This is a genomic window from Vallitalea pronyensis (assembly GCF_018141445.1).
GTDB classification, from domain to species: domain Bacteria; phylum Bacillota; class Clostridia; order Lachnospirales; family Vallitaleaceae; genus Vallitalea; species Vallitalea pronyensis.
In genome coordinates this window covers 4,468,887-4,488,790 of the sequence record NZ_CP058649.1, presented here as the reverse complement: position 1 = coordinate 4,488,790, position 19,904 = coordinate 4,468,887, and the positions used below count along the sequence as shown (strand labels likewise).

Sequence of the window (19,904 nt, the reverse complement as noted above, 5' to 3'; positions counted from 1 at the left end):
TGGCTATAGGCGTCATAAATTCACAAATTAACTAAAAAGTTAGACTTTTAACGCTGTGCTGTAATAAACTTAGAAATGACTGGAATATTCTATCATCTTTCATTTTAAGTAAGCATTCACCACAGAAGCCATAAAATAAGGGCTTTGTCATTTATTCCGTCAAGGATAAGATGGTATATAGGTGGCATTGAAAATTGTAAACCTTAAAATATAATAGGTTGACAATCATTGGGGGGATGATTATAATGTAAACCGATGAGCTATATGGGTTAACAATATATTAATAAGGAGGCATATTATGAAAAGATTAACCATACTGGATAGATTACATATCTCATTATTTGCAGCGTTAACCGCTGTTGGAGCATTTATTAAGATTCCCTTTTATCCCGTACCATTTACGTTACAGTTTTTATTCTGTGCATACGCAGGGATGTTGTTAGGTGCCAGAAAAGGATTATACGCGCAACTATTATATGTAGGTATTGGGCTAGTGGGTATACCTATTTTTGCCAATGGCGGTGGTATAAGTTATGTTTTTCAACCTACATTTGGTTTTCTCATAGGTTTTGTTTTAGCTGCATTTGTAATAGGTGTGTTGATGGGTAGAAATAAACAAGTCAGTCCATTAAAAAAATATATGGTGGTATTAACAGGTTTGGGCATTGTTTACTTATGTGGGATACCTTACTTATACTTTATGTATAATCATGTGTCCCAAGGAGATATTAGCTGGTTTGTGGCCATACAATGGGGATTCCTACCCTATATTATTCCTGATATGTGTCTTAGTTTAATGGTTGTTTTAACATCGAATCATATACTTCCCATTTTATATAGGGAAAGAAAAATTGAAAGTAAGGTGAGCTAGGTGGGGAAGGGCTTTATGATTTCAGCTACAGGAACGGATATAGGAAAAACATATGTAACAGCAGGCTTAGCCTATACATTGGCAAAGCAAGGTAAGAAGGTTGCATATTATAAGCCCATTCAATCCGGTGGGGAAGAGCAGAACAAGCAATTGGTAGCACCTGATGTAGAATTTGTCAAATCCATTAGTCATAAGGATGCCTCTATAGATTGTTATAATACATATTGTTTTCGGGAACCTGTTTCACCACATCTTGCCGCAGAAATGGAACAGGTGGAAATGGATATCCATCATATTATAAAAACATATGATTATCTACAAGAACACTATGATGTAGTCATGGTTGAAGGGGCTGGTGGTCTAGCGGTGCCTTTGATAAGAGGAAAAATATGGCTATATGATTTGATTAAACGACTTTTTTTGGATGTTGTGATGGTGGCAGATGCTGGCGTTGGTACACTGAATCATACATTACAGGCTTATGCATTTGCAAAGAGTAAGGGGTTGAAAGTACCTTTGATTGTGCTGAATCGTTATGATGAAAACAAGCCAGCCCATGTGGATAATAAACGGATTATCAATGAAGAGATACCAGCAGAAGTATTTACAATGGGTTCAAGTCCATTGGAAGAACCGAATCATCTAAGAAAGCATTATACACATTGGCTAGATAATAAAGATATATTAGCCATATTAACCGGGGAGGATTGTCATGAATAAGGAAGCACTCATTCAAATGGATCTTGATAATATATGGCATCCATGTTCTCAAATGAAGGATTATGAGACATTTGATCCCATTATCATTAAAAAAGGTAAGGGCGTCTACTTAGAAGACATTGATGGTAATCGGTATATTGATGCGGTATCATCTTGGTGGGTCAATCTATTTGGTCACTGCCATAAGAGGATTGGGGATGTATTAGCTCAACAAGCGAATACACTGGAACACACCATCTTTGTTAATTTTACCCATGAACCAGCAATAGCGTTATCAGAACGTATTTTAAAGGTAGCGCCACAGGGGTTGGAGAAGATATTTTTTGGGGATAACGGTTCTTCTGCTGTAGAAATTGCCCTCAAATTGAGCTTTCAATATCACCAACAAGCAGGCCGCACACAAAAGAAGAAGTTTATGGCTTTAACAGATGCCTATCATGGCGAAACATTAGCTGCTTTAGCTGTGAGTGGTTGTGAACTCTATAATGCAGTCTATAAGCCAATCCTTATGGATGTTGAACGTGTACAAGGACCTGATTGCTACCGTTGTCAATGGGGACTTCAAAGAGAGACCTGCAAAGGTGAATGTATTGCACATGTGGAGGAGATCATGGCTTCCCACCATGAAGAGATAACGGCTATTATCATAGAGCCCCTTATCCAATGTGCAGCAGGCATGAAAATGTATTCCCCTATATATCTCAAAAAGCTACGTGGGTTATGCCATCAATATGATATTCATATGATTGCTGATGAGATTGCAGTAGGTTTTGGACGGACAGGTGAGATGTTTGCATGTGATCATGCAGGTATTACACCTGATTTCATGTGTGTAAGTAAAGGCTTAACAGCAGGTTATATGCCATTATCATTGGTTTTGATGACCAATAAGATTTATGAAGGCTTTTATGACGACTATACAACCTTGAAAGCTTTTTTGCATTCCCATAGTTATAGTGGTAATCCATTAGGCTGTGCTATAGCTGTAGAGACATTGAAAATATTTGAAGAAGAGCAGGTTATTGAGAAAAATCGTGAAACAGCAGCTTATATGAAAGAAAAAGCCATTAAAATGCTGCAACATATTCCTCAAGTAGGGGATATACGTTTTATGGGGATGGTTGGCGCAATTGAATTAGTAAAAGATCGTAACACCAAGGAGCCTTTTGATTGGAAACAGCGGGTAGGCTATGAAATCTATAGGATTGCCGTGAGTAAGGGTGTGCTACTACGACCTCTCGGTAATATTATTTATTTTATGCCGCCGTATGTCATCGCTAAGTTTGAAATAGATTATATGATACAAGTTGCAAAAGAGAGTATTGAATTATATTTTAGAAGAAACAAGCCATGACAGATCGAGATACCCTCATAAAGGTCCAGGATCCATATGTCAATAGACACGGATTCATCATCCAGTAAGCATAAGTCAGAGTAAAATTGTATATACATGTATATAAGGAGTTAAGGTTGTACCAGATGATCATAATGAGGCATGTTAACCAGTGTGCCTAGAGAAAAAATCAAAAATTAACTGTCCATGAATAGTTAAAAAAGGTAAAATATGCTACAATAATGATGGGTATAAATAATGAACAATAATGGAGGGTAATGGATGAAGAAATATATGATGCTGATGGTATTTCTATTAATGAGCACCTTACTAACAGGGTGTGCCAGTTCGCAACAAGCCAAAGAGGACAAACCGGCAGATCAGGTGAATCATAAGCCGAATGGTGGTGAAAATGTACCAAATAACAATGCTGAAAAAGATGATCAGGTGATAAGTCAACCCTATGTGGCTCAAGCAGATATGGTCATTACACGAGCACTAGCTGCTAAAATGATTGCATTAGCAAATTTTGATAAAAGTATCATCCAAACCAGTGACCGTGAAATTGATTTTGAAGATACAAATCCAGACCACTGGTTTGATAAATACATTAACATGGTTGTTGTTAACCAGTGGATGTTAGGCAGCAACAAGCAGTTTCACCCCCTTAGACCCCTTAATAATGAAGAGATGGATACCCTAAGTAAGCGGTTTAATTTATCATTGGAAACATTGGGTATTACCTATGAGGATAAAAAATCCCCTGTTGACTATAAGGATTTTTTGACTTTTTATGAAGCCCTATGTGCTGCAAATAATGATGACGGTGGTGTAGCTTCCAGGCGGTTAATGGTATTTGCCACCCCTGCAAATAGTGCTGATTTAAGTGCTTGGCATATGGCTACCAATTACGGTAAATATTCTTTTGAAGGTCTTGCCCTTGATAGTTTTATGGATAAGGAAATAGAAGTGATGCTGAGAGGTAATGAAATCATTGCCGTGAAAGGTGTTACCCTTCAGATGCCTAAGTTAACCAATGCTTATATTGAACGTATAAAGGATAACAAGGCAATGGTGTTTATGGGTGGTATTGGACGTGAACTAACCATTAATCATGATGATTACAAAGATGTGGAGCAGGTCATTGGTGACTTAATCATTGATAAAGGACATATTACAGGTATCTTGCTGAAAGAAAACAGACTATCGGATAAAGTTCTATTAATTAGTGGTACACACGTAACATTCGAAAATGAAGGAACATATGAGATCACAAAAGATGCTAAATTTTATTCAGATATGGACGGCGTTCAGTGGAAAAGCAGAAACAATATTATTGTTGGATACGAATCCGCTGATTTTGTAATTGATGAAAAAGGCAGAGTATGTTCAGCTATTATTAGGAAAAAAGTAAAGATGGCAAACATTCGTGTTCTGATTAGTACCTTAGGATTCAAAAGCAAATATCACCAAGAAGTACGGTTAACAGGTACAACGGATTATGTGGTGACTTATGGTACCCAGCAAAAAGAATGTAAAGCCGGAGAAGAAATAAACATCGATGGCACTTATTTTGATAACCAAGACCGTATTTCCATTGAAACCAAGAATCAAGGTAAGCTTACCATTAATAGTATAAAACGGGGTTATGGAGACATGTTCATGCCCTCTTATCGAGGACGAATGGAGATTAGCAAAACAGATGAAGGTTATCTTATCGTTAACGAATTGCCAGTAGAGGAATATCTCTATGCTGTTGTACCAAGTGAAATGCCTTCATCCTATGGCTTAGAAGCATCTAAAACACAGGCAGTATGTGCAAGAAGTTATGCTTATTCTCAGTTCTACAGCAATCGTTTTTGCAGTTATGGGGCCCATGTGATTGATAGTGTCAGTTCACAGGTGTATAATAACATTCCTGAGAATGAAACATCCATTCAAGCAGTTAAGGCTACCCATAAGGAAGGACTCACGTATAATGGCAATGTGATATCTGCTAATTTCTTCTCGACCTCTTGTGGGTTTACAGCAAATTCGGGCGATGTTTGGGCACATTACAGCACCAAGGAGTTTCCAGCAAGTTCGCCTCAGTATTTAAGAAGCAAACCTCAGTATACCCAAGGTACCACCTATACGAATCTAGCCGATGAAGAAACATTCCGGAAGTTCATTAAAGACGATTCATTGAATAGTTTTGACAAAGCCTTTGGTTATTATCGCTGGTCCGTGGAATTGACAAGGGAGCATATAGAAGCCAGTATCAATGCAAATATTGGTAAACGTTATAAAGTACAACCTAAGTTAATTAAGACCCTAGATAATAATGAAATATTTAGAAGTCGGCCCATTGAGAGTATTGGTACATTAAAAGACATTGGTATCTATAAACGTGGTCAAGGCGGTAACATTACGGAAATGATCATTGAAGGAACAGCAGGTATTATCAAAGTATCCACGGAATATAATGTGCGCTTATTAGTGACACCAGTCAGCCATCGACAAGGTATTGACAGTGTGCCTGTTAAACTGCATACAGGTAAAGAAACTACCGTAAAAAATCTCATGCCCAGTGCATTTTACACCATGGATAAGGTCTATGACAAAGAAGGGCATTTGGTTAAGATTTTATTTACAGGCGGTGGAAATGGTCATGGTGTTGGTATGAGTCAAAACGGTGTAAAAGGTATGGTTGATTTAGGAAATGATTATAAGCAAGTATTAGAACATTATTATGAAGGAACAGTGGTGAAAGAAATCTATTAAGCAGAGAATAACATATAACCATGGTATCAAACGATTCTATCCTATAAGAAGTTTGATACCATGGTTTTTTATGATGGTTCATTCTAATAAATGAAATTGTTTGGTTTTATGTGAGATAGCTTTTTCATGTAAACGTATATTTAAGTGGTTTCTATTTCCTTTTTTGTATATTCTGCAGCTATTGCGTTGAGTTGCCCTCCTATGAGCAGGATAATACTGCACAGATAGAGCCAAATCATTAATATGATGATACTTGCCAGACTGCCATACATATACGAGAAGTTACCAAGCCGATTGATATAGATAGAAAAGATAAAGGACATGAGTAACCAGCCCAGTGTAGATAGAATAGCCCCTGGTACAACTTCTTTGAAGGAGATTTTCTTATTGGGTGAAGCATTGTATAGCAAAATAAAGAAGAAAAACAGTAGCACAATAGCAAATAAAATCCGAATAAAGCCAATAATACCTTCTAAGGCAGTTGGTAAATAGATGTATGAAAAAGCAAAGCTTAACAGTTTATTCCAAAAGATAATCAGTATAAACGTTAGAATTAATACAAGAGCAAAAGCGATGGTATAAACAAAAGCCATAAAGCGTATATAAAAATAAGAACGGGTTTCTTTTTCTCGATAGGCTTTATTAAGGCTTGTAATCACTGCCATAATACCCTTGGAGGCTGCCCATATGGTTGCGATAATCGCTATGGATAAGACCGTATCGCTCTGACTCCTTTGCAAGTCCACAGTAATAAAATCAATGATACCAAACACTTCTTCTGGGAACAAGTCTTGGAACTGATAAAAAATGTCCACATTGGTAAGGGAGGTGTAGCTTAATATCTGCATTAAGAATAGTAAAAATGGAAAGATTGATAATAATATATAAAATGTCAGCTTAGACGCCCAGGCAGTTATATCATCTGACTGCACACGTCTAACAAGCTGAATAATGACTCTAAGCATGGTTTTTTTACTAATCACAAAAGAACCTCCTAATTCTATACAAATATTTCCATATTAATTTAATTATAAGCAATATATACATGTATAGCAAGTTATTTATTGATAGGATTCTCAAAAAGTAAGTTGTATAGGATGGCTTACCGAGTATTCTTAAAAATAAGAGATATACAAATGACGGCTAAATTGAAAAATTTAGAAATAATGTTATAAAACAATTGACGATAGGCAAACCCTATGGTAAAATTAATATATACACAATAACCGATAGGATAATTCGGTTATTAAAGTGAAAGGAGATTTCAATATGAGTAGAATATATCATGATTTATTAGCGTTAGTTGGAAAGACACCTTTAGTTAGGATAAATAATATTAACGATACAGAAGCAGAAATATTGGGTAAAGTGGAATTTTTTAACCCAGGTGGCAGTGTAAAAGATCGAATCGCATTAGCCATGATTGAAGATGGTGAAAAACAAGGGCTGATTGATAAAGACACGGTTATTTTAGAACCAACAAGTGGTAACACAGGCATCGGTATTGCCATGACAGCAGCCATAAAAGGTTATCGTGTTATATTAACCATGCCGGATACCATGAGTAAAGAAAGACAAAACTTATTAAAAGCTTATGGTGCTGAATTGGTACTAACACCAGGTACCCAAGGGATGAAAGGTACCATTCAAAGGGTTGAAGAACTAAAAGAGATCTACCCCAATCACTTTGTACCTCAACAATTTAATAATGGTGCTAATCCAGAGGTGCATCGTCAAACAACAGCAAGGGAAATACTACACGATACAGATGGTAAGGTGGATATACTCGTTGCAGGTGTTGGTACAGGAGGCAGTATAACAGGTATAGGAGAAATCTTGAAGGAAGAGATTGAAGGTGTTAAAATTGTGGCTGTTGAACCGGAAAATTCACCTGTATTATCTGGTGGTAACCCAGGACCACATAAAATACAAGGTATCGGAGCAGGATTTATTCCCAATGTATTGAATAAAGGAGTTATCGATGAAGTGGTTAAGGTGAAAGACCAAGATGCATTCGCTACAATGAAACGATTAGCCAAAGAAGATGGCATACTTGTTGGTATATCCTCTTCGGCAGCAGTATTTGCCGCTCTTGCTGTGGCAAGGCGTAAAGAAAACAAAGGAAAACGTATTGTTGTCATCTTACCTGATAATGGTGAAAGATATCTTTCTATGCAAATATTCTAATATAGAATAGATAAACGGCAACATCCACGACAACGATAGAAAAAAGAGGTGAAACATGAACATATCCAGTAAGAGTCGATATGGCTTACGATCGGTCATCTACTTAGGCATACATTACGGAAAAGAAAATGTGTCCATTAAAGAGATATCTGAAAAAGAAGATATTTCAAAACGCTATCTTGAACAGATATTTGCTGAACTTAAAAAAGGCGGTATCGTTAACAGTACGAAGGGTACAAAAGGTGGTTATTTCTTAGCTAAAAAGCCATCGGATATCACCGTAGGCAGTGTGATTCAACTACTTGAGGGAACTTTAAGTGTTATTGATGGGCAAGAACAGTATCAAGTTGAAGACTTAGAGTATACCATTATAAACAAGGTTTGGCATAAAATGAGTGACGCTATAGGAGAGGTGGTTGAAGCCATTACCATTGAAAACCTGATAAACGACTATATCAGTTTAAGTCAAGGCATGTTTTATATCTAATGTCACATGACTACCATAACATAAGTGGCTTATTTCATAAATGAATCATTGATGAAAGCCTATAAAATAAGGTAATCCTTAGTCGATATTTCCCTAAGTGATTACCTTTTAGTATGTTTATTGTGGCATGTTATGTTTTGCTATTGCTTATTCACTCTCACCATTAAAATCTAGATTAAGGGTTTCAATCTTAGGTGCATGAAATGGCTCTTTAGACGAAGTAGAACAGCCATACAGGTTGAGTGACTTCAGTTCAGGATAATGGGTTTCACCAATCTGGGTCAGTTCACAGTCATTTATAAAATGAATGGTTAAGGTTTTTAATAGAGGCAGTTTATTGAATAAAGACATATCCAACGTTTGATTACGGGCACCCGTTACACGCAGATTTTCTAAAGTAGGTATATCCGAAATAATGGAAAAGAGTTGTGGTTCATCCTGCTCCATATACAAATTAATGGCTAAATCCTTTAAGTTAGGTAAAGCTTTGAAATGCCTATAGTCATCCACTATACAATTGTCTAGTGAGACAGATTCAATACTGGGACATGCTGTTAATATAGAAAAACTCCCTGGATTAATGGTATGTTGTTTAATACCATTAAACGTTACGGATTTTAGATTCCTCAGCAAACCTATATCCTCTGACATATGTTGGAACCCCATGCCATCAAAGTTACTGAACGTTAGTGCTTCAATGGTATCCAGTTCCTTCATGGAAAGAGGCCCTTCTGTTTTTTTAAGTTCTGAAAGAAGCTGATTCCGAAACTGATCATGACGAATCATCACATCTTTGGCATCATAAGAAATGAAATAAGATGCATGCTCTTCTGTATAGGTGACAACAGGACCATAGGGTTTAAGAGCATCTAGAGGCAGCATGTGATTACCCTTAACGACGATAAGAGGAACTTCGTGGCCGTTAATGGATGCAGATATATCGCAAGCTGCCACATGACCATATTGTTTACCTTTTTTATGTGGTGTATGGGATAAGCTAGGAATAGTTTTAACAGGCTTATCCGGGTTATATTGAACCATAAAAGAGCCAGTTGGCCCTTCCCACGTTATGTCAAACCCATAATAATTCAATTGATACAATGTCAACATAGGCTTATCATGATACTGATAGACAGGTATTTGAGCGCCATTAATATATCCCTTCATATCCGTGTAAGTCATCCGCTGACTTGCATCTTCTGCTTGCACGAACCCTGCATTTACCCCAATCATAAGTAACAACAACACAATGACAAGTTTTTTCATGGTATTACCCTCCTAATTATGTACTTCTATGACTATTTTTTGCTCCTAAGAACGTTTCAAATACATGATTTCTGTATTGGTGAGGTGTGGTGTTTTTAACACGCTTGAACTGCTTAATGAAGTAACTGGTAGTTGCAAATCCTGTTCGGAAAGCGATTTCAGTAATGTTGAGGTTTTCAGTAAGTAAGAGCTTCTCAGCTTCAGAAATTCTGAAATCATTCATGTAACGAATAAAGGTCTTTCCAACCAACTTTTTAAAATACCTGGAAAAATAGCTATAGCTCATGTTACATTGTTTTGCCATCCACTGGGTGGATATTTCCTCATGATAATGATGGGTGAGTAAGTCATTAATGACCTTAAGAAAGGATAATTCTTTCTCACTTAGTGTATACGTAGGTTTACATGTAACATGAAAATGTCTTAAATGCCATAGAAATAGCTTCGATATGTTTATTTTAATGGCCGACTCAAAACCATATTGCATATGCTTATTTTCTTCAAAGGTTTCCTTGATCAGGTCTGGAATATCCCCGTCCCCTATTTCATCTCTTGTAAAAATCCTCTGAAACGCTGACTTATGCTGGTTATAGAGGAGTATATCTCTGGTATCCATAACGGACCCCATGGTATTAAAAAGGGCATTATGATTAAATTTTATCACATAATAGTCCAACATCTGATGACTCTCATTAAAAATAGCATGAATATCTCCATGATTGATAAATACCATATCACCAGCCTTCAGATGGTAAAAATGACCATCCAAATAACACTTTGCTGAACCATCTATAAAATACAATATTTCAATATAAGGATGCCAATGAGGCTGAATAGGAAAGAAGTAATCGCCACTACTATGGTAATCAATAAAATAGTGTTTTGCTCGTATACTTTCATCCATTTGATATGTTTCCAAATAAGGCTCATTCATTTCTTGACAAACCTCCATGACCTTTATTGATGCTCATAACGTTAGTGGACTTAACGACTTATAAGCAAAACTTAACATATCCTGCCATCCACTTACAAATAACACAAGCTGCCATATAATACAACTAAATTATACCATATATCTATCCCATTATGTCAAATTTTAGAAGCGTATTAATAATTGGGATAAGCCTCTATTCAATACCTTCATGTAATGCACACAAGGCATGAAGAAAACACCGAATGGAAATAGTAAAGGGGAATATGGAGCCGCGAGCCACGGACGGCGAGCTCAGCAGTTTAAACATGGACGTTTAATCTGCTGACGTAATATTCCCCTTTACTATTGGAATGACTGTCTTAACCCTCACTTCGAATAAGCCCCAATATTCCTAAATGCACCATACCAATGTTACAGAAAGATGATGCATCTATGTATAGGAAAATGACAAATATGTTGTATTATTGAATGCTTTTATTATATCTTAACCATCTTCCAAATGATAAAATTATACATGAAAATATGTTGAAATAATCACAGAACAATAGCAGAATTGCTGTTACTCTGAGTGAAGGAGACAAGAAGTGATGGAAGCTATGCAAATATTGACCAAGTATGAAAAAAATCCAATTATTCAACCAAAAGACATGCCTTTTTCTTGTGAAACCGTCTATAACGCAGGTGCTGCAAAAATGGATGAACAATATGTTCTACTTTTACGTTGTGGAAGGTCTGATGGTCGTTCTGTATGGGGATTAGCACTTAGTGACAATGGTTTTGATTTTGAAATCCATCCCGAACCTGTATTTAGCCGTGCCACAGAGGGTATATTCAAAGAAGCTGAGAATAAAGGAGTAGAAGACCCGCGTGTAACCAAGATCGACGATACCTATTATATATTTTATAGTTGTTACTCCACGCGAGGGTTTCAGATTGGACTTGCCAAGACAAAAGACTTTTTAGATATTCAAAGAGTTGCTCTAACAACGGCAGTGGACTATAGGAATTGTGTACTATTCCCAGAGAAAATCAACGATATGTATGTGCGTTTTGAGCGGCCTAATCTTACATATTTGGGACGACCCGGTATTTTTATAAGCTATTCTCCAGACTTAATCCATTGGGGCAATCAACAGTTAATCATGACAGCAGATAGCTGTGATATATGGCAAGATTATAAAATTGGTCCTGGCGCTCCTCCTATCAAGACCCCTCGAGGGTGGTTGAATATTTATCACGCAACCACAGCAACCATGTCAGGACAGATATATCGACTAGGCGTTGCCGTTCATGACCTTGAAGACCCAAGAAAGGTAATCGGTCGTTCCCGTAGGTTTATACTTGCTCCTGAGGCTATACACGAACGTGTGGGCTATGTAAGTAACGTGGTTTTCACTTGTGGTGCAATCCCTGAACCAGATGGAACCATTAAGATTTATTACGGTGGTGCAGATACGGTAATGTGTGTTGCTACAGGTGAGATTAATGCCTTGATTGACTTGGCTATGGAAGATGGTCCAGATAAGACTGTTCGGTAATCATGCATGGTAAAGGTGAGTAGGTTCTATGAATGATTATCCTCGTTCATGGAACCTATTTTTGATCTTATACAAGGAAAGTTCTCAATTTAACACATGAGATAGAATCATTCTCATTTGTGCTAATGAAACTTTCCTAACGCAACAACTTGCTTCGCAAGACGCGATGTAGCCACTTTGTTCTCGTATAGATGGACATACAAGTTGACAAGCTTTTACAAGATGATAAGAGGTGATCACGATGATAAAAATGCATTTAAATGGTCCATGGCAAATGAAAAGGGTAGACTGGTACCAATGGATAAAAGCAGAAGTGCCCGGTTCTGTTTACAACGATCTCTTGCAGGAGGATTTGATGGAAGACCCCTTCTATGGAGAGAATGATAAAGACATAACAGCACTTTCCCAATATGATTACGTATACCATAAGGATTTTACGGTTTCTGAAGACATGTTTCATGCTGATCAGGTATGCTTGACATGCTTAGGGCTTGATACCATCGCAACGATTTCGCTGAATGGTAAGGTAATCGCTAAAACAAACAATATGCATCGCACATATGATGTAGACGTGAAGCCATTTCTAAGAGAAGGCGAGAATAATCTAAGTATCCATTTTTCTTCATCTTTAACATACATTGAAGAACAAAACAAGAAATACCCCCTTTGGGGTGTGGATACGACCCTATCAGGGTATCCTCATTTACGTAAAGCTCACCATATGTTTGGATGGGATTGGGGACCACAACTTCCAGATGCAGGCATATGGCGAGGTATTTCGCTATGTGGTTACCATATGGGAAGAATTGACGATGTACATATCCGACAGCAGCACAATAACCATACGGTTTTATTAGAAATCAATAGCCAGGTGACGTCCTATGAGACAAGAAAGAACATTCATCTTGAAGTAGTCATCAAAGACCCAAATGGTATGGAAATTGATAAAAAGACAATACCAGCCAACAATGTAGCTGTTACACATACGGTCATTGAAAACCCAGAGATATGGTGGCCTAATGGCTTTGGAGACCATCCCCTTTATACGGTCCAGATTCATTTAAAACATAACGATAAGGTCATTGACAGTGTAACAAAAGGGATTGGTCTTAGAACCATCACCGTAAAAAGAGAGGCAGATCAGTGGGGAGAATCCTTTGAATTTGTTGTGAATGGTGTCCCTATATTTATTAAAGGTGCGGACTACATACCAGAGGACAGTTTATTAGCAAGGGTTGATGACACGAAGACAGAACAATTAATAAGAGACTGTGTTGATTCTCATTTTAACTGTATTAGAGTATGGGGCGGGGGCATATATCCCGAGGATTCTTTTTTTGATTTGTGCGATCGATACGGTTTAATTGTTTGGCAGGATTTTATGTTTGCTTGTGCTGTATACAAAATGACCGAAGCATTTACAGAAAATATCGTGAAAGAGTTCGAAGATAATATTAAAAGAATAAGGCATCATGCCTGTCTCGGTATGTGGTGCGGTAATAATGAAATGGAATGGGCATGGGAAGAGTGGAATGTACCAGATAATAAAAAATTAAGAATGGATTATCTAATCCAGTTTGAAAAAGTTATCCCAGATGTCCTTGCCAAGCATGATCCTGACACCTATTATTGGCCTTGTTCGCCCTCTTCTGGAGGAGGATTTATGGCACCCAATGATCCCAATAAAGGCGATACCCATTTTTGGAATGTGTTTCATGGAAAGGAACCTTATGAAGCTTATCGAAAACATCACTTTCGATTTATCAGTGAATTTGGTCTTCAGGCATTTCCATCTCTAAAAACCGTTGAAAGCTACACCAAGCCAGAAGATAGGAACATATTCTCGCCTGTTATGGAAAACCATAATAAATGCAATCATCCTGAGAATGGGAATGTAACCATTATGTACTATCTTTCCATGTATTTAAAGTTTCCAAAGGATTTTGAGTCGGCTATTTATGGTTCTCAGATTGTTCAGGCAGAGGCGGTTCGATGTGCCATTGAACACTGTAGGCGAAACCGAGGTCGATGTATGGGTACAGTATATTGGCAGCTAAACGATTGTTATCCAGTAGCTTCATGGTCCAGTATTGATTATTATGGCAGGTGGAAAGCGCTGCACTATTTTGCTAAACGGTTTTATGGGAATGAATTGCTTTCAGCAGAAGATGATGGTACTAGGATTAATCTATGTATGGTGAATGATGGGTTAGAAGCTTTTAGCGGCGTGGTATCTTGGAAGCTTATGCATCAAGATACAGGCGTCATCAAAAAAGGAAATATGGAGATAAGTACAGAACCACTATCTTCTCAGATTGTGGCTGCTATGGACTTCACCAATGAATTAAGCACAAAAGCATTACGTCGAAACACCTATTTCGTATATGAATTGCGTGAAAAAGGGAAGATGGTAAGTAGCGAAACACACTTATTTGTCAGAACCAAGGCATTTGAATTCCAAGACCCTAAAATAACAACAGATATTATTGAAAAAGAAGATGTGTTTCTTATTCGCCTAATGTCCCAAGCCTTTGGAAAGTATGTGACATTAACCTTGGAAGAGGTAGATGCAACCTTTGATGATAATTACATTAGTCTGATACCAAATGAAGAAAAAGTCATTGAGCTAAAGAAAGCACGCTTATCAGAACCACTGTCCTTATCTGACTTAAAAAAACAGCTACACATTAGGAGTATATTTGATCTATCGACTTATTAAACTGACGTATCGAAATGTGCCAAAAACCTATAAGTTTGCGACAGAAATTGCAAAGTGGGGGTGAAACACATGACACAAGATAGAAGGTGTCTCTTAGATTCTTCATGAATGAAAAACCAGTTAGGATGACTTTTATTTGATGGAGAAAACATCGGTATAAAAAGCTACGCTATTAGGAGAAGTTTTTTAAAATCATATATTATGGAGGAATACAGTATGAAAAAAATGATTAAATATGTAATCAGTATAATCGTCATCATGCTCATCATCACTACTGGTATATTCAAATGTGACAGCTTAAGTGCAGCAGCTGCAATTGAAAATGGTACCGTTGTCATGGATGATTCCTTTGATTCAAGTGGCACATATGCTGGTCTTGTATTGGACGGGACAGGAAGTGGTAGTTTTGCTATTACACATGGACAACTTGGCATAACAACATCAGGTAGTCATACAACCTATGGGGTTTACAATGCTGAAGAAACACTTTCAGGACATTTTTATGCAGAAATCAATATAGATAGAGATGCTCATGTTGGACTGGCTCTTGTAAAAAAAGATACCAATGGACAGCCAGATACCCTTAATTTTACAGGCATTACCATTGATTCAACCAATGGAAAAGTACATGTTCAATTGATGGATAGACAGCAGGGGGTAGACAATGTAAGGGATAACACCGGTCAGCTCTCAACCCATAGTCCACGATATGATCTTGAGCTAAATAACCAATATTCCATGCCTTTTACAGGTACGGCTAAAAAGCTTCGGATATACAGGGATGATAATACGGGATTTTTTCATTATTATTTCTTAGTATCAAAAACCATCTATGGTGAAGAGAAAACAGGATGGATGGAAATTGCCCCATCCAAAGATTGGAATCCAGCAGGTACAGAGTATTTTGTCTGCCCATTTGTCAAGACAGACACGTCATCGGTAACGGCTTATTTTGATCATCTGCGTGCCATGAAAAAGCCTAAAGAAGATAGGGATGATACAGCCACAGGATTTGATATCCTACGACGTGATTATAACTTCTCAGGCCGTACAGGTGATGCGTTGGTTATTACATTTCCTAATACATCCAGAAAATATGTGTTCTGGTCTGAAATGAATTATGTACCAGCTTGGCATATTGACAAGCATACGTTATTTACATATGAGTTTGTTGAATCTTGGGATGATACATTAAAGGGTTGCTTTGAGCCCATGTCAGATAGGCTTTTGCGATGGTCTAATGTAAGTATTATTGAAGATAATGATGTACGAAAAGTCGTGAAATGGCGCTATGTCCTTACTAATCCTGATTATAAGGTCCTTGGCGATAATGGTAGTGATGAGCTGCCAATCGTTGAAGAGTATTATACCTTTTATCCAGATGAAACAGGAACGCGACGTATTGTGTTTAAACCCAAATTGGATGCCAGCTGGGATAAATGGCATGAACTATCCGAGTATATTGTGATAGCTGATGCCACAACCAAGCCCATGGATAATATACCATCCAATGTATTATCTGTCACCAACCGTGAAGGCACATATACCTATCATTATAACTTTTCCGATTTTGATGATATTAACAGTGATAAATCCAAATTTTCTTCCCCTCGATCGACCATGGAAAATTGGAAACAGATGATTATTGCTCAGCATTTTAACAGTGGTGTTGATGCCTTTAGTGTATGGTCCAATGACGCTACATTTGAACCAACAGGTTCAACGTCACCAGATAGTACAGTGGGTGTCTACTCAGGTTATAAAGCTTCTCCAGATATCTCATGGCATAACCCGGCCTATCAAATGTCCCATTGGCCCATGTCCAAGGAATATTACTACACCGATGACCATAAATCGGAAACCACTTGGGATGCGCAAACCTCTCATGCCAGTACATTTGGTGTTGAAATGTGGAACGATGATCCAGATGGCAGTGATACACACTGGGATGAGAAATATCTTATTGATCCTATAGATGGACGAAAATATCGTGAGTGGACGTCATTAATTGGAGTGACTGGTCATCATGATTATGCATCCATGAGAAACCATACAGGTACATGGCTGTATCCTGGACATATAGCCGTGAATGAAGCCAATTCAACGTTTTCCCATATTGATTATCGACGTAAGCAACTTGTATTTGATAAGCAATTGGATGCGGTATGCGGCTTTATTCTGGACCCAACCAGTAAGTCTGTGACGGTTACCAACCCTGTTATCAAGATTAGAAATTGGGGAACACATCCAGTCAAATTAACGTTAAATGGTGCGGTGCTTACTCATGGTACAGATTATATCAGTGCTATTGATTCAGAAGGAAGTGCTCTAATATGGGTGCATCGACAATTTAGTCATGCCTCAACATTCGAAATAACAGATGGTGTGGCAACCCCAACCCCTATAACCGTTCAGGAAGAAAATCTGTTAACGAATCCAGGGTTTGAGACAGACCATGCAACACAAACACCCACAGGTTGGACAGAATGGCAAACAGCTCATGCAAGTTACACCGAGGATAATGGTACGGCTCGAAGTGGGAATTACCATTTAGCACATTATAACTCCAATGCTTATGAAGTCTCTACCTACCAAACAGTTACTGGACTTGGTAATGGCTTGTATACATTAGAGGCATGGGTAAAATCTTCTGGTGGTCAAGGGACGTGTTGGATGTCTGCAAAAAATTATGGTGGCAATGAAAGAACAATGGACATTACTGCAACGGGTACATGGACTAAGATTGTATTGACAGATATTCATGTTTCTGATGGACAATGTGAGGTGTCCTTTTACTCCAAAGCTAACGGGGGTAATTGGATAAACGTGGATGATGTGACATTCTATAAACAACCATAACAACTTATGCATATAGCCCATCTAAAGACGCTTATATGTCCGTATTAAGAAGGTCAAAACACACTAAAAGTGATAAAGTGATGAATTTTATATACATCATTTTACACAAAAAGAGATAGTTAATCCCATTTTACAGTATACAGGTGAAACAGAGTAACCTATCATTTTTCATAGGCCATGTGTTAGCTTTTTTCTAGAAAGTGCAAGGTTCACTTTCTAGAAAATCATAAAAATGGAGGTGCTAGACGTTGTTATCGTTAGACAATATTGAATCTAAACTTTCTTGAAAATAAAAATATGGAGGGTGTTAAGTATGTCGCTATCTTCAGAGAGTATAGAATCTACAATGAAACCCAAGAAAAAATCCATTTGGACTAATGCATGGGAACATCGTGCATTATTGATTATGGTATTACCGGCCATGGTTATTATCATACTTTTTAACTTCGTACCAATGGGAGGTATCACGCTGGCTTTTCGTAATGCGGACCACTCGCACTTGCCTTATGGGACAGAATGGGTTGGACTTAAAAATTTTAGTTTTTTAACAGATAAGTATTTCTTGACGACAGTTAAGAACACCGTGGTGATAGCTGGACTAAAGATTTTATTTGGTTTTCCAGCGCCCATTATTCTAGCTTTGCTTCTAAACGAGGTGTTACATGTTCGATTTAAAAGGATTATTCAAACCGTAAGCTATCTCCCTCATTTTATTGCATGGGTATTTATCGCCAATTTGCTTGATCGTTTGCTTAATTCTGATGTTGGACTTTTCAATGAAATTATTAGAGCATTTGGTGGTGAAACCATTCATTTTATGGGGGAAATAAAATATTTCTTACCCATTGTGATCATCAGTGCTATATGGAAAGAAATAGGTTTTTCATCGATTATATACTTAGCAGCCATTACACAAATTTCGCCGGGATTATATGATGCTGCAAAGGTAGACGGATGTGGACGATTAGGTAGGATTTGGCATGTGACGTTACCAGGCATTATGCCCATTGTATCCATGATGTTAATCTTGACGATTCCTAAACTGCTAAATGCAGATTTTGATCAGCTTTATTTATTAGGTAATCCTATCAATCAACCTGTTTCAGAAATTCTGGATACATATGTGTTACGTACGGGTCTTTCATACGGAAATTTTAGCAAAGCTATTGCTATTGGGCTCTGTGGTTCCATTGTTTCAATGGTTTTATTAGTGATATCTAATAAAATATCAAGGCGACTAGGAGGTTCTACATTATGGTAATAAAGGAGGTGATGCATCATGAAAGCTTATGGTCAATGGTCCTATAAATGTTATATCTTTTCCGTTTTTAATTATACATTATTAGCACTAATGGGTATTCTTATGATTATACCATTTTGGTATGTTATCGTTATGTCTTTTAATGAAGGGACAGATACGGCACTGGGCGGCATTTTATATTTTCCTCGATCCTTTACACTGGATAACTTTAAGGCTGTTTTTGCAGACAAAAGGGTCATTAGCAGCTTTGGTATTTCCGTAAGCCGTCTTCTTATTGGAACACCCTTACATTTACTTGTTATTGGTATGGCAGGTTGGGCTGTTTCGCGAAAGAAGCTGCCTTTTCGCAAAGTTATCGTAGGGATGATTTTGATTTCCATGTTTGTGAATGCGGGGCTTATTCCTTTTTACCTTACCCTATCCGCTTATGGTCTCATCAATCATTATCTGGTGTATATTTTACCAACGTTGTTTAGTGGTTGGGAGCTTATGATACTGGTAACGGCCATTCGAGCAATACCTGAAAGTTTAATTGAGTCCGCTCGTTTAGACGGTGCAAGTGATTATCGCATTTTCTTTCAAATCATTGCACCACTTACAAAAGCTACCTTTGCAACAATCGGATTGTTTAATGCTGTATGGGCTTGGGGGGACTGGTATACGGGAACTTTTCTCATCAGTTCAAATAAGTTATGGTCCATCGCTACCTATTTACAAATGGTATTACAAAGAGGTTTATCCATTCAGATTAGGAGTGCTGCGGATGCAGCTAATGCAGTAAATGCTCTAAAAGGGGGCCAATCTACCCTTACAGAATCATCTTTGCGTGCAGCGACGTTGGTTGTAACGGTTGTCCCTATTATGTGTGTTTACCCATTCTTACAAAAATACTTTATACATGGCATTATGCTTGGCTCCATTAAAGAATAAAACGATTTTCTATTAATTAGTCAATTAGAGGAGGTA

14 protein-coding genes are annotated in these 19,904 nt (G+C 37.6%); 11 read left to right on the top strand and 3 right to left on the bottom strand.

From position 1 onward, the window contains the following. Positions 1-298 precede the first annotated feature (298 nt). The 4 genes from HZI73_RS18615 (at position 299) to HZI73_RS18600 (ending at position 5,687) form a co-directional block, all read left to right on the top strand. Positions 299-871, top strand: a complete 573-nt coding sequence (locus tag HZI73_RS18615) for a biotin transporter BioY (protein ID WP_212694870.1) — start codon at positions 299-301, stop codon at positions 869-871. Between the two features lie 15 nt (positions 872-886). Next, complete coding sequence (bioD, locus tag HZI73_RS18610; protein WP_212694869.1) at positions 887-1,591, top strand: dethiobiotin synthase; 705 nt, start codon at positions 887-889, stop codon at positions 1,589-1,591. Beyond that, complete coding sequence (gene bioA, locus HZI73_RS18605; protein WP_212694868.1) at positions 1,584-2,945, top strand: adenosylmethionine--8-amino-7-oxononanoate transaminase; 1,362 nt, start codon at positions 1,584-1,586, stop codon at positions 2,943-2,945. Before bioD ends, bioA begins: the two co-directional genes overlap by 8 nt. 261 nt (positions 2,946-3,206) lie before the next feature. Then, a complete protein-coding gene (locus HZI73_RS18600; RefSeq protein ID WP_212694867.1) occupies positions 3,207-5,687 on the top strand; it encodes a SpoIID/LytB domain-containing protein in 2,481 nt (826 codons plus the stop codon). Positions 5,688-5,827: 140 nt separating this feature from the next. Here the strand turns inward: HZI73_RS18600 and HZI73_RS18595 are convergent, their stop codons facing one another. Beyond that, positions 5,828-6,670 carry a YihY/virulence factor BrkB family protein gene (locus tag HZI73_RS18595; RefSeq protein ID WP_212694866.1) on the bottom strand — a complete coding sequence of 281 codons (843 nt, stop codon included), beginning with the start codon at positions 6,668-6,670 and terminating at the stop codon, positions 5,828-5,830. Between the two features lie 286 nt (positions 6,671-6,956). Between HZI73_RS18595 and cysK the strand changes: the two genes are divergently transcribed. Both cysK and HZI73_RS18585 read left to right on the top strand, forming a co-directional pair. Next, complete coding sequence (gene cysK, locus HZI73_RS18590; protein WP_212694865.1) at positions 6,957-7,874, top strand: cysteine synthase A; 918 nt, start codon at positions 6,957-6,959, stop codon at positions 7,872-7,874. A gap of 55 nt (positions 7,875-7,929) precedes the next feature. Continuing rightward, positions 7,930-8,361, top strand: a complete 432-nt coding sequence (locus HZI73_RS18585; RefSeq protein WP_212694864.1) for an RrF2 family transcriptional regulator — start codon at positions 7,930-7,932, stop codon at positions 8,359-8,361. Between the two features lie 147 nt (positions 8,362-8,508). Here the strand turns inward: HZI73_RS18585 and HZI73_RS18580 are convergent, their stop codons facing one another. Together HZI73_RS18580 and HZI73_RS18575 are read right to left on the bottom strand one after the other, a co-directional pair. Continuing rightward, a complete protein-coding gene (locus tag HZI73_RS18580) occupies positions 8,509-9,627 on the bottom strand; it encodes a leucine-rich repeat domain-containing protein (protein ID WP_212694863.1) in 1,119 nt (372 codons plus the stop codon). Positions 9,628-9,643: 16 nt separating this feature from the next. Then, positions 9,644-10,561: a helix-turn-helix transcriptional regulator gene (locus tag HZI73_RS18575; RefSeq protein WP_212694862.1), complete on the bottom strand. Its 918-nt coding sequence runs from the start codon at positions 10,559-10,561 to the stop codon at positions 9,644-9,646. Positions 10,562-11,148: 587 nt separating this feature from the next. Between HZI73_RS18575 and HZI73_RS18570 the strand changes: the two genes are divergently transcribed. The 5 genes from HZI73_RS18570 to HZI73_RS18550 all read left to right on the top strand — a co-directional run bounded on the left by HZI73_RS18570 (position 11,149) and on the right by HZI73_RS18550 (position 19,868). After that, positions 11,149-12,099, top strand: coding sequence for a glycoside hydrolase family 130 protein (locus HZI73_RS18570; RefSeq protein ID WP_212694861.1), 951 nt, complete (start codon positions 11,149-11,151; stop codon positions 12,097-12,099). A gap of 241 nt (positions 12,100-12,340) precedes the next feature. Further along, positions 12,341-14,818 carry a beta-mannosidase gene (locus HZI73_RS18565; protein ID WP_212694860.1) on the top strand — a complete coding sequence of 826 codons (2,478 nt, stop codon included), beginning with the start codon at positions 12,341-12,343 and terminating at the stop codon, positions 14,816-14,818. A gap of 216 nt (positions 14,819-15,034) precedes the next feature. Further along, positions 15,035-17,677: a hypothetical protein gene (locus HZI73_RS18560; RefSeq protein WP_212694859.1), complete on the top strand. Its 2,643-nt coding sequence runs from the start codon at positions 15,035-15,037 to the stop codon at positions 17,675-17,677. Between the two features lie 346 nt (positions 17,678-18,023). Further along, positions 18,024-18,938, top strand: coding sequence for an ABC transporter permease (locus HZI73_RS18555; protein ID WP_212694858.1), 915 nt, complete (start codon positions 18,024-18,026; stop codon positions 18,936-18,938). A gap of 18 nt (positions 18,939-18,956) precedes the next feature. After that, positions 18,957-19,868, top strand: coding sequence for a carbohydrate ABC transporter permease (locus HZI73_RS18550; protein WP_212694857.1), 912 nt, complete (start codon positions 18,957-18,959; stop codon positions 19,866-19,868). Positions 19,869-19,904: the final 36 nt, after the last annotated feature.

What these genes read in the sequence shown, in the direction of transcription:
- HZI73_RS18615 (WP_212694870.1), top strand. Translation starts at nt 299, where the DNA reads ATGAAAAGATTAACCATACTGGATAGATTACATATCTCATTATTTGCA.
- bioD (WP_212694869.1), top strand. Translation starts at nt 887, where the DNA reads ATGATTTCAGCTACAGGAACGGATATAGGAAAAACATATGTAACAGCA.
- bioA (WP_212694868.1), top strand. Translation starts at nt 1,584, where the DNA reads ATGAATAAGGAAGCACTCATTCAAATGGATCTTGATAATATATGGCAT.
- HZI73_RS18600 (WP_212694867.1), top strand. Translation starts at nt 3,207, where the DNA reads ATGAAGAAATATATGATGCTGATGGTATTTCTATTAATGAGCACCTTA.
- cysK (WP_212694865.1), top strand. Translation starts at nt 6,957, where the DNA reads ATGAGTAGAATATATCATGATTTATTAGCGTTAGTTGGAAAGACACCT.
- HZI73_RS18585 (WP_212694864.1), top strand. Translation starts at nt 7,930, where the DNA reads ATGAACATATCCAGTAAGAGTCGATATGGCTTACGATCGGTCATCTAC.
- HZI73_RS18580 (WP_212694863.1), bottom strand. Translation starts at nt 9,627, where the DNA reads ATGAAAAAACTTGTCATTGTGTTGTTGTTACTTATGATTGGGGTAAAT.
- HZI73_RS18575 (WP_212694862.1), bottom strand. Translation starts at nt 10,561, where the DNA reads ATGAATGAGCCTTATTTGGAAACATATCAAATGGATGAAAGTATACGA.
- HZI73_RS18570 (WP_212694861.1), top strand. Translation starts at nt 11,149, where the DNA reads ATGGAAGCTATGCAAATATTGACCAAGTATGAAAAAAATCCAATTATT.
- HZI73_RS18565 (WP_212694860.1), top strand. Translation starts at nt 12,341, where the DNA reads ATGATAAAAATGCATTTAAATGGTCCATGGCAAATGAAAAGGGTAGAC.
- HZI73_RS18560 (WP_212694859.1), top strand. Translation starts at nt 15,035, where the DNA reads ATGAAAAAAATGATTAAATATGTAATCAGTATAATCGTCATCATGCTC.
- HZI73_RS18555 (WP_212694858.1), top strand. Translation starts at nt 18,024, where the DNA reads ATGAAACCCAAGAAAAAATCCATTTGGACTAATGCATGGGAACATCGT.
- HZI73_RS18550 (WP_212694857.1), top strand. Translation starts at nt 18,957, where the DNA reads ATGAAAGCTTATGGTCAATGGTCCTATAAATGTTATATCTTTTCCGTT.